At 73.5% G+C, this 11027-nt stretch carries 10 protein-coding genes and 1 pseudogene; 6 read left to right on the forward strand and 5 right to left on the reverse strand.

The window, feature by feature from the left end; all coding sequences use genetic code 11:
• Positions 1-40: 40 nt before the first annotated feature.
• Positions 41-1360, forward strand: a pseudogene (locus Aru02nite_RS35935) (aminotransferase class V-fold PLP-dependent enzyme); the annotation flags it as partial.
• A 204-nt stretch (positions 1361-1564) separates the two neighbouring features.
• On the opposite strand, the gene Aru02nite_RS35940 reads toward Aru02nite_RS35935, so the two are convergent.
• On the reverse strand, positions 1565-2416 hold the full coding sequence (locus Aru02nite_RS35940; protein WP_203665015.1) for an RNA polymerase sigma factor SigF: 852 nt from the start codon (positions 2414-2416) through the stop codon (positions 1565-1567).
• A 272-nt stretch (positions 2417-2688) separates the two neighbouring features.
• Positions 2689-4116, reverse strand: coding sequence for an MFS transporter (locus Aru02nite_RS35945; protein WP_203665016.1), 1428 nt, complete (start codon positions 4114-4116; stop codon positions 2689-2691).
• 100 nt (positions 4117-4216) lie between these two features.
• Here Aru02nite_RS35945 and Aru02nite_RS35950 point away from each other — a divergent pair, with 100 nt between their 5' ends.
• Positions 4217-5095, forward strand: a complete 879-nt coding sequence (locus Aru02nite_RS35950; RefSeq protein ID WP_203665017.1) for a helix-turn-helix transcriptional regulator — start codon at positions 4217-4219, stop codon at positions 5093-5095.
• Positions 5096-5220: 125 nt separating this feature from the next.
• The gene (locus tag Aru02nite_RS35955; protein ID WP_203665018.1) at positions 5221-6504 is read left to right on the forward strand and encodes an MFS transporter; all 1284 of its coding nucleotides are present in this window, start codon (positions 5221-5223) and stop codon (positions 6502-6504) included.
• Positions 6505-6523: 19 nt separating this feature from the next.
• Here the strand turns inward: Aru02nite_RS35955 and Aru02nite_RS35960 are convergent, their stop codons facing one another.
• Entirely contained in the window at positions 6524-7417 is an 894-nt protein-coding gene (locus tag Aru02nite_RS35960) for a carbohydrate kinase family protein (RefSeq protein ID WP_203665019.1), read from the reverse strand.
• 117 nt (positions 7418-7534) lie between these two features.
• Between Aru02nite_RS35960 and Aru02nite_RS35965 the strand changes: the two genes are divergently transcribed.
• Complete coding sequence (locus Aru02nite_RS35965) at positions 7535-8101, forward strand: DJ-1/PfpI family protein (protein WP_239077175.1); 567 nt, start codon at positions 7535-7537, stop codon at positions 8099-8101.
• Between the two features lie 137 nt (positions 8102-8238).
• Positions 8239-8736, forward strand: a complete 498-nt coding sequence (locus Aru02nite_RS35970; protein WP_203665020.1) for an inorganic diphosphatase — start codon at positions 8239-8241, stop codon at positions 8734-8736.
• Positions 8737-8774: 38 nt separating this feature from the next.
• Here the strand turns inward: Aru02nite_RS35970 and Aru02nite_RS37080 are convergent, their stop codons facing one another.
• Complete coding sequence (locus tag Aru02nite_RS37080) at positions 8775-9365, reverse strand: hypothetical protein (protein WP_239077176.1); 591 nt, start codon at positions 9363-9365, stop codon at positions 8775-8777.
• 111 nt (positions 9366-9476) lie between these two features.
• Here Aru02nite_RS37080 and Aru02nite_RS37085 point away from each other — a divergent pair, with 111 nt between their 5' ends.
• Entirely contained in the window at positions 9477-9992 is a 516-nt protein-coding gene (locus Aru02nite_RS37085; protein ID WP_275408797.1) for a kinase, read from the forward strand.
• A gap of 163 nt (positions 9993-10155) precedes the next feature.
• Here Aru02nite_RS37085 and Aru02nite_RS35985 read toward each other — a convergent pair whose 3' ends face one another.
• On the reverse strand, positions 10156-10719 hold the full coding sequence (locus tag Aru02nite_RS35985) for a hypothetical protein (RefSeq protein WP_203665022.1): 564 nt from the start codon (positions 10717-10719) through the stop codon (positions 10156-10158).
• Positions 10720-11027: the final 308 nt, after the last annotated feature.

The raw sequence follows: 11027 nt of genomic DNA on the forward strand, positions 1-11027 counted from the left end.
GCTCCACGTGGTGGGTCCCAGGACGCACCGGAGGAGTGCCATGCCCGTCAGCCCTGCCACCGCACCCGCGATCCCGGCCCGCCGCGAGCCCGTCCGGGAGTCCGCGCGCCCCCGCCTGGTTCCGGTACCGCGGGCGGAGCGGCCCGATCCGCTGGTGTTGCTGGACGCCGAGGTGACCGTGCCGCTCGTCACCGGTGACACCGTCGGGTACGCGAACTTCGACTACGCGGCGAGTGCCCCGTGCGCGACGGCCGCCGCCGACGCGATCAACGACCTCCTCCCCCGGTACGCCAGCGTGCACCGCGGCGCGGGTCTGCCGTCGCAGCTGTGTACCCGGCGGTACGAGGAGGCGCGGGGCAGCGTGGCGCGGTTCCTCGGCTGCCGGCCGGACGACACGGTGCTGTTCACCCGCAACACCACGGACGCGACGAACCTGCTGGCCCACGTACTGCCGGCGGACGCGACGGTGGTGGTGTTCGACTCGGAGCACCACGCGACGCTGCTGCCCTGGCGGCGCGCGGTACGGCTGCCGGTGCCGGACAGTCCGGGCGCGGCGGTACGGGCGGTCGACGCGGCGCTGCGCGAGCTGCACCGCGACGGACCGGCCGGTCCGGTACTCGTCGCGGTGACCGGCGCGTCGAACGTGACGGGCGAGCTGTGGCCGGTCGGGAACATCGTCACCGTCGCCCACCGGTACGGGGCGCGGGTGTTCGTGGACGCCGCGCAGCTCGCGCCGCACCGGCCGGTGGACGTGGCCGCGCTGGACGTCGACTACGTGGCCCTGTCCGGCCACAAGCTGTACGCGCCGTTCGGTGCGGGTGTGCTCGCCGGGCGGCCGGACTGGCTGGCCGCGGCCGGGCCGTACCTGGCGGGTGGTGGCGCGACCGCGCTGGTCGGTGACGCGACGAACGACGTGCGCTGGTCGGCCGGCGCGGCGCGGCACGAGGCCGGCAGCCCGAACGTACTCGGTGCGGTGGCGCTCGGTGCGGTGTGCGACGCGCTGCTCGCCGCCGACCGCGCCGCCCTCGCCGACCGGGAACGCCGGCTCACCGACCGGCTGCGCGCCGGCCTCGCCGCGATCGACGGCGTCGTCGAGCTGAGCCTGTTCGCGCCCGACTCGCCGCGCGTCGGCATCGCCGCCTTCGCCGTACGCGGGCTCGACTCGGACGTGCTCGCCGCGGCCCTGTCCGCCGAGTACGGGATCGGGGTGCGGGACGGGCTGTTCTGCGCGCATCCGCTGACCCGCCGGCTGCTGCACGACGCCGGCACCGACGCCCCCGCCACCGCGGTACGCGCGAGCATCGGCCTCGGTACGACCGAGGAGCAGGTGGACCGGCTGGTCGCGGCGGTCGCGGAGCTGGCCGCGAACGGCCCGCGCTGGACGTACGAGCGGCCCGAGGGTCGGCCGGTCCCCGTACCGGACCCGCGCGTCTGGTGAGGCCCGGTCGGGGGCGACCCGGACCGCGCGAGCACCGGTACGGCGTCGCATGACGTTCCTCCCGGCCGTCCGGTCCGCACCGTGGACGCGGGTCCGGGCCGCCGGGAGGTTGTCGTACGGCAGGGATCAGGCGGCGCTTTCCAGCCCCTGGTGCAGCCGCGCCAGCGAACGGGTCAGCAGCCGCGACACGTGCATCTGTGAGATGCCGACCCGATCGGCGATCTGCGACTGGGTCAGGTTGCCGAAGAACCGCAGTACCACGATGGTGCGCTCGCGCTCGGGCAGCTTCATCAGCAGCGGGCGCAGCGACTCGCGGTCCTCGACCGTGGCCATCTCCGGGTCGTCGCCGCCGAGCAGGTCCTGCACCTCGCTCATCATCTCGTCGCCCGAGCCGACCGGCGCCGACAGCGACACCGCCGCGTACGCGTGGCCCGAGTCGAGGCCCTCGACGACGTCGTCCTCGCTGACACCGAGGTGTTCGGCCAGGTCGGCGACCGTCGGCGAACGGCCGAGCTGCTGCGTCAACGTGCCCGTCGCGGTACTGATGGCGAGCTTCAGCTCCTGCAACCGCCGCGGCACCCGTACGGCCCAGCCCTTGTCGCGGAAGTGGCGCTTCACCTCGCCGACGATCGTCGGTACGGCGTAGCTGGTGAACTCGACGCCGCGCGCCGGGTCGTACCCGTCGACGGCCTTGATGAGGCCGATCGTGGCGACCTGGACGAGGTCGTCCTGCGCCTCGCCGCGGTCCCGGAACCGGCGCGCGAGGTGCTCGGCGAGCGGCAGGTACCACTCGATGGTGCGGTCCCGCAGGCGCGGGCGGTCGACGTGCCCCTCGGGCAGGTCGCACAGCCGGGTCAACAGCATCCGGCCGGTCTCGTCCCGTCCGTGCTCGGCACCGCGCTGCCGCGGTACGGCACCCGTACGGTCCACAGTGGACGGATGAGCGACGGCAGAGTCGGTAAGGGTCGAAGCGGTCATGAAAGGCACTCCTCGGACACCGCGGTCGGCACACCGCGACCCCGACAACGCGTACCGGGGCAGGAATCACCGACCAGGAGATGACGACGAGGCGCCCGTGGCTTGAGCACCCGACACGGAACCCGACGCGTCACCAACGTGACGCCCGGTCCCACTACAACCGGATCCCATCGGCAGGGGTCTCTACCGATGCCTCAACGGCTGACCGCCCCCACGTTACACGCCGACCCCCGCACGTCAAGATCCACGAGCGGCGGCCGGCGTGGACGATCTCACCCGCGCGGGTCGGGCAGCCGGCGGGCGGCGACCGCGATCCCGACCAGTGTCACGCACTGCACCAGCAACACCACGACCAGTGCGGTACCGGTGCCCAGCGGCCCGACCAGCCCCACGAACAGCCCGCCGAGCAGCGCGGCACCCAGCGCCAACGCACTCTGCTGCGTCGTACTCAGCACGCCGGCGCCCGCGCCCGCCCGGTCCGCCGGCACGCCCGCGAGTACGACGCGGAAGAGGGTGGTCATGGCCAGCGCCTGGCCGACCCCGGTCACCACCATCCCCGGCACCATAGCCACGACGGCGTGCCCCGGCCACGCGACGAGCACCCCCACCGCGATCCCGAGTACGCCGAGGGCCTGGAGCGCGGCGCCGACCGGGACCGTACGGCGGCCCAGCCGGGACACCACGCGGGCGCTCACCATCGACGTCACCAGGAACGGCAGCGCCAGCGGCGCGAGCGTCAGCCCCGCCGCGGACGGGCCCAGCCGCAGCCCGTCCTGCGCGGCCAGCGCGAACGCGAACATGAAGCCCGCGAACCCGGCGAAGAACGGCACCGCGATCAGCAGTCCGCGCCGCATGCTCGGCGTACGCAGCAGCGACGGCGGCAGCAGCGGTACCCGGCCGCGCGCCTCGATCCGCCGTTCCACGGCCAGGAACGCGCCGCCCGCCACCGGCGCCAGCGCGAGCAGTACCCAGGACCAGGCGGGCCAGCCGAGCGTCCGCCCCTCCGTCAGCGGTACGAGCAGGGCCAGCAGCGTCGCGGCCAGCAGCACGGTCCCGGCCAGGTCGGTACGCGCCGGGTTCGCCGACCGCGTCTCCGGTACGGCACGCGCCGACAGCACCAGCCCGACCAGCCCGATCGGTACGTTCACGAGGAAGATCGGCCGCCACTGCGTACCGGCGATGTTCGCGGCGACGAGGACCCCGCCGAGCAGTTGGCCGACCAGGGTGGCGATCCCGCCCATCGCGCCGTACCCGCCGAGCGCGCGGGACCGCCGCTGCCCGGACGTGGTCGCCTGGATCGTCGCCAACACCTGCGGCAACATGAACGCCGACGCCGCGCCCTGCGCCACCCGCGCCGCGACGAGCGCGCCGGCCGTCGGCGCCAGCCCGCACGCCAGCGACGTGAGCGTGAACAGCGCCAGCCCGACCCGGAACAACCGCCGCCGCCCGTACGCGTCGCCGAGCCGGCCGCCGAACACCATGAGCACCGCGTACGCGATGCCGTAGCCGGCGACGACGAGTTCGAGGGTGGCGGTGGAGGCGTGCAGGGTGCGGTCGATCGTGGGCAGCGCCACGTTGACAACGAAGAAGTCGATCATCGGGAGGCCGGCGCCGAGCAGCAGCGTCACCAGCCCGGTCGTACCGAGCAGGGGCGCCGCCTGGCGCGCGGCGGTGCCACGGGTGGTGGCGAGAGTCGTCATGACCCCACCGTCCGGCGCCCGCCACCCTGGTACCAGAGCGTGCTCATCCAGGTATCCGCACTACCTGGTAACAGGCTGGCGGGCGAGCGAGAGTGGAGGCATGGCGACGACGACCCTGCCCGTTGCACCGGTGGAGAGCGGCCACGACCCGCGCGCGATCCGCCGGCGGGAGCTGGCCCGGTTCCTGCGCAGCCGGCGCGAGCGCATCACGCCGGAGCAGGTCGGCCTGCCACCCGGCCGCCGCCGGCGTACGCCGGGGTTGCGCCGCGAGGAGGTCGCGCAGCTCGCCGGCGTCGGCGTCACCTGGTACACGTGGCTGGAGCAGGGGCGCGACATCCAGGCGTCCGAGCAGGTACTGAACGCGATCGCCGGCACCCTGCGCCTCGACCCGTACGAGCGGTCGCATTTGTGCACGCTCGCCGGGATCCCGGAGCCGGCCGCGGCGAAGGAGTGCCGGGCGGTGCCGCCCGAGGTGCACGCGATGCTGCGGCAGCTCAACCCGTACCCCGCCACCGTGCAGAACGCGCGCGGCGACATCCTCGCCTTCAACGCCACGTACGACCGGCTGGTGGGCGGGTTGTCGGCGCGGCCGTTCGAGGAGCGGAACTCGCTGCTGCTGGCGTTCACGGATCCGGCCTGGCGGGCCCGGATCGTCGACTGGGACGTCGCCGCGCCGCGGATGGTCGCGCAGTTCCGCGCCGCGATGGCCCGGCACGTCGCCGAACCCGCCTGGAAGGACCTCGTACGGCGGCTGCGGCAGGCGTCGCCGGAGTTCGCGGAGCTGTGGGAGCGGCACGAGGTGAAGGCGCCGGAGAACCTCACGAAGCGGTACCGCAGCGTCGACGTGGGCCTGGTGCACCTGCGGTACACGCACCTGTGGTTCGGTCCGCGCACCGAGACGCGGCTGACGACGTACACGCCGGCCGACGCGGGGTCCGCCGACCGCCTCGCCGAGCTGTACGCGCTGGCCACCGCCTGACCACCCGGTACCGCAACGGCAGGAAGCGGACGCCGCTTGAGACGCTGACCACACCGCGACTGGTTTTGTTAGCTAAGGAAACCAAAACGGAGCGAGAATGGTGCGGTGACGCGGAAGTGGGGTGAGTGACGGCGGTGTTGTCGGCGCGCGGGTGGACGGGCAGCACGTTCCGTTCCCTGCGTACCCGGAACTACCGGCTGTTCGCCACCGGCCAGGTCGTCTCCAACACCGGCACCTGGATGCAGCGCATCGCGCAGGACTGGTTGGTACTGAGCCTGACCAACAGCCCCACCGCGGTCGGCATCACCACGGCGTTGCAGTTCCTGCCGATGCTGATGTTCGGGCTGTGGGGCGGCGTCCTCGCCGACCGGTACCCGAAGCGCCGGCTGCTGATCGCCACCCAGAGCTGCATGGGCCTGCTGGCCGCGGCGCTCGCCGTGCTCACCCTCACCGGCACCGTACGGGTCGGGCACGTCTACCTCATCGCGTTCCTGCTCGGGCTGGCCACGGTGGTGGACAACCCGACGCGCCAGTCGTTCGTGACGGAGATGGTCGGCGAGTCCGACCTGCGCAACGCGGTCAGCCTCAACGCGGCGATCTTCCAGGCCGCGCGGCTCGTCGGCCCCGCCGTGGCCGGCGTCCTCATCAACGCGGTCGGCGCCGGCTGGGCGTTCGGCGTCAACGCCCTCAGCTACGTGGGCGTCCTCACCGGGCTGCTGCTCATGCGCCCCGCCGAGCTGTACCCGTCGCCCCGCGTGGCCCGCGCCCGCGGCCAGCTCCGCGAGGGCCTGCGGTACATCGCGGGGCGGCGCGAGCTGGTGTGGCCGATCGTACTGGTGGGCTTCGTCGGCACCTTCGGGTACAACTGGCCGATCATCCTGTCGGCGTTCGCGAAGGACGTGTTCCACCACGGCGCCGGGACGTACGGGGTGTTCAACACGCTGATGGCGGTCGGCTCGCTGGCCGGCGCGCTGCTCGCCGCCCGGCGTACGACGACGCGGTTGCGGATGCTGCTCGCCGCCGCGGCCGGCTTCGGCGTACTGGAGGTCGTGGCCGCGCTGACCCCGTGGTTCTGGCTGTTCTGCCCGCTGCTGCTGGTGATCGGCCTGCTCGGGCTCACCTTCAACACCACCGCGAACACGACCGTCCAGCTCGCCTGCTCGCCCGAGATGCGCGGCCGGGTCATGGGCGTCTACATGCTCGTCTTCACCGGCGGTACGCCCATCGGCGGCCCGCTCATCGGCTGGGTCACCGAGACGTACGGCGCGCGCGACGGGCTGGCGGTCGGCGGTGCCGTCGCGGCCCTCGCCGCCGCGACGGTGGCCGCGATCCTGGCGTTCGCCCGGCACGACGGCACGCCGGTCTCGATCCGTTCCGCGGTCGGCACCCTCACCGGCCGTCGCGCGTAACCGCCGCGCCGCGCCGCGGTCAGGTCGCGGCGGCGAGTTCGGCGTCGGTGGGCGGGTCGGCGCCGGGGCGCCCGCAGGTGATCGCGGCGGCCCGCAGCGCGCGGCGCAGTACTTCGGTGGCGGTCTCCTCGGCCAGCCGCGGCAACGCGCCGACGGTCAGCACGCCGTGCCGGTACAGGCCGTCGAGCAGCGCGGAGGTCACCGAGTCGCCCGCGCCGACCGTGTCGACCACCGTGACCGGCGGCGCCGGCAGCTCCACCGTGTACCCGGGGGTGGCGAGCCGCGCACCCGCGCCGCCCTCGGTGACGACCACCAGGGACGGGCCGGCGGCGAGCCAGCGCGCGACGACGTCGGCGACCGGCTCCCCCGGGTACAGCCAGGCCACGTCGTCGCCGCTCGCCTTGACCAGGTGCGCCAGTCGGACGAACCGTTCCACCTGCGCCCGTGCGTACTCCCGGGTGCCGTGCAGGTCCGGTCGCACGTTCGGGTCGTACGAGACGACGGTGTCGCGGCGGATCCGGCCGAGCAGGTCGGCGAGCACGTCGCCGCCGGGGGCGAGGGTGCCGAGCGAGCCGGTGTGCACGGCGACGCTCCCCGGGTACGCGGCCAGCGTCGCCGGATCCCAGCGCAGGTCGAACTCGTACGCGGCGGAGCCGTCGGCGGCGAGCCGGGCGGTGGCCGTCGCCGTGGCCCGGTCGGTCAGGTGGCTGCCGGTCAGCGTGACGCCGGCCCGGGTCAGGTGTGCCTCCACCCGCTCCCCGCGTACGTCCCGGCCGAACTGCGTGACCAGCCCGACCGCGTCGCCCAGCCGGGCCAGCCCGAGCGCCACGTTCGCCGGGGAGCCGCCGACGTGCTCGGTAGGCGGCGCGCCCGCGCGCCCGTACACGACGTCCACCAGGGACTCACCGATCACCGTGAACACGGTGTCCGATCGTGCCATCCGCCGCGTACGGCCGCGCGAGCAGTTCCCGCGTTCCGTACCCCGGGGCGGGTGGGTCGCCGATAGTGGGGTGGGGAAAGGAGGCTGACGATGCCGAAAGTGATCATCCTGACCGGCGACGCGGCCGAGTCGCTGGAGGTCATGTACCCGTACCAACGGTTGCAGGAGGAGGGGTACCAGGTCGACATCGCCGCGCCGGCGGTGAAGAAGCTCCAGTTCGTCGTGCACGACTTCGTGGACGGCTTCGACACGTACACCGAGAAGCCCGGGTACACGTGGCCGGCGAACGTGGCGTTCGCGGACGTGAACCCGGCCGACTACGTGGCGATGGTGATTCCGGGCGGCCGGGCGCCGGAGTACATCCGGAACGATCCCGACTTCCAGCGGATCGTGCGGCACTTCTTCGAGGCCGACCTGCCGGTCGCGCACCTGTGCCACGCCGCCCAGGGTCTCGCCGCCGCCGGCGTACTGGAGGGTCGGCGCACCGCCGCGTACCCGGCGCTGGAGCCGGACGTACGCGCCGCGGGCGCGGAGTACGTGGACGCGGCGGCCGTCGTGGACGGACAGATGGTGTCGGCGCGGGCGTGGCCGGACCACCCGTCCTGGTTCGGCGAGTTCATGACCATCCTGCGCGCGAAGGCACCCGCGAGCACGTAACGTCGTACCGTCCTCGCCCGGGGTCACGGGTACCGGCCCGTCGGCGGGCCGGCGCCCGGGGTCACGGGCGCCGGCGCGCAGGCGTACCACGGGGTCGTGACACCGGCAGCGACCCCGACCAGCCGTGGAGGTGGCCGATGGAATTCGACATGGTGGTGGAGATCCCCGGCGGCTCGCGCAACAAGTACGAGATGGATCACGACCTGGGCCGGATCCGGTTGGACCGCACGCTGTTCACCGCGACCCGCTACCCCGCCGACTACGGCTACGTGCCCGACTCGTGGGGCGAGGACGACGACCCGCTCGACGCCATGGTGCTGCTCCTCGACGAGCCCACCTTTCCCGGCTGTGTCATCCGGGTACGCCCCGTCGCCGTCTTCTGGATGCGCGACGAGCACGGCCCCGACGCCAAGATCGTCTGCGTACCGGCCGGCGACCACCGGTTCGACGCCATCCAGGACCTGACCGACCTGCCGCAGCACCTCCGCGACGAGATCGGCCACTTCTTCGACGTGTACAAGTCGCTCGAACCCGGCAAGGACACCGAGATCCGCGGCTGGCAGGGCCGCCACCACGCCGAGGCCGAGGTCACCTCCGCCCGCGAACGCCAGGCCGCCCGCGACGCCACCCCCTGACCGCCGCGCCGGCACCGCGGTCGGTGTTCCGCCGCGGGTCAGATGAGCATGATCATGCCGGCGTGCAGGCGACCGTCCAGGCCCGTCGTGGTCCGCACCGACACGTACTGCCCGGGCCGCAGCGTCGCCACCGACCGCGCGCCGACCACCGTCGTACCGCGGTCCACGACGAGGCCCAGCGGCGTACCGTCGGGCAGTTCCAGGACGAGGGCGCCGGGCGCCACCGACCGCACCGTGCCCGAGCACATCGAGTCGAGTTCCGCGCCCGTCGGGTCGGCGCGGTACCAGCGGCAGCCGTACGGCGAGGGCACCGAGAACGCCTCGTCGGGCGAGGACACCGAGGTCGGCGCGGACGACGGCCGGTCGCCGGTCGCCCGCTGCACGGCCATTCCGGCGACGAAACCGACCGCGAGGAGTACCGCCGCCGCGACCGCCAGGTACCACCGGGGCCGGTGCCCATGGCGCTCGTCGTCGTGCGCGGATCCGCCGTCGGCCTCGGTCACCATCCCCAGGTCGATCACCGTCGGTGTGCCGGCCGCGCCGTCGGACCGCTCGTCCGGACCCGCCGGGTCGTCGACCTGCTCGTCCGGATCGTCCCCCGGCCACGCGTGCGTACTCCGCAGCGCCACTCACCGAGTCTGGCATCGAGCCCACCCGGCCCCGGCGACTTCCGCGAACCGTCACCCGCCCGGCGAACAGCACTGGATACTCGGCCCCCCACCCCGCCCTATCCTCACGCCGTGCCCACGGGAACCACCGACACCACCCTCGTCGTACTGCGGGGCAACTCGGGCTCCGGCAAGAGCACCACCGCCCGCGCCCTCCGCGACCGCCTCGGACGCGGCGTCGCCTGGGTCGAGCAGGACTACCTGCGGCGGATCCTGCTGCGCGAACACGACGTCGCCGGCGGCGCGAACATCGGGCTGATCGACCAGACCACCCGGTACGCCCTCGACCACGGCTACCACGTCGTACTCGACGGCATCCTCGACGCCGGCCGGTACGGTGCGATGCTTCGCGGGCTGCACGCCGACCACGCCGGCCGCTCCGCGTTCTACTACTTCGACGTGCCGTTCGACGAGACCGTCCGCCGGCACGCGACGCGCCCGCAGCGGGACGCGTTCGGCGCCGAGGAGATGCGCGGCTGGTACCGGGAGCGGGACCTGCTCGGTCAGGTCCCCGAAACGCTCGTCCCCGCCGCGGCCACGCTGGCGGAGACCGTCGACCGCGTCCTCGCCGACCTCCGGCACCGCTGACCCCGCCGGATGGCGCTTTCCGTCGGGATTCCGAGCCAGCCGACCCGTACCGGAGGGTCCGCCGGCGGGTGGCTGAAACAGTCGTCGCCGTGCCGGACAGGTGCGGGGCCCGGACAGGGGTCCAGATCCGTCCAGCCCTCGTTCCGGCTGTCCGGCGCGCGGATCACGCGCCGGACAGCCGGCTCCGGTACCAGCGCCGCGCGGACGGCACCCACGCCAGCACGATGACCGTGATCGGAAAGCCGAGCGGTACGAGATGGGCGACCCGGTCCACGGCTCCGGCCGGGCCCGAACCCACCAGGTCGGGCCGCACGACCGCGCCGAAGATCCCCAAGGCGATCACCACAGCACACCCCACCGTCAGTACGACCTGCCCGTACCGACGCCGCGCGACATGCAGCACCGCTCCGCCGGTCAACACGACCACGACACCCGGGTCGGCGACGGCGGTGGACCAGTAGTACCCCCGCAGCCAACCCCGGGGCCGGACGAACGAGAGCTCACCGAAACCGGCGCTGTAGCCATGATCCAGCGCGCTCACGGCATCGAGCCAGCCCAGCACGGTCGCCACCACACCCAGACCCGCAAGTACCACCGTGACGGTCACCGCCGCGCCGGGGCGCTGCGGCGCGCTGCGCCCGACGTACAGCCGCATCAGCCACACGGTCACCAGGACCGTCACCGCGACGACCGCCCCGACAAGCCCCAGCACACCGACCATCGTCACGCGTCACCTGACCACCGGTACGCCTGCCACCGGACCTCCACGTCTGCGTGCCGCCCCGCCCGACCGGCAGGCTAGGACAGCCGCCGTAGCAGGCTAGGGCAGCGCCGTGAAATCCGACTGAACACCGCAGCCACCCGCGCCACACCCAGACGGTCCGGGTCGCACAACAGCCGGCCCAGGACATGCCGTCGCTCGGTGCCGTGCCGAGTCTCCGCCACCGGATCAGCGCCCCACCGCGCGGAGCACCAAGGCCGCGACACGCGCCCCGATGTCAAGGAACCCCGAACAAGCCGAAGGACCAGGCGCAA

Origin of the sequence: Actinocatenispora rupis (assembly GCF_016861975.1) — a bacterium.
GTDB lineage: Bacteria > Actinomycetota > Actinomycetes > Mycobacteriales > Micromonosporaceae > Actinocatenispora > Actinocatenispora rupis.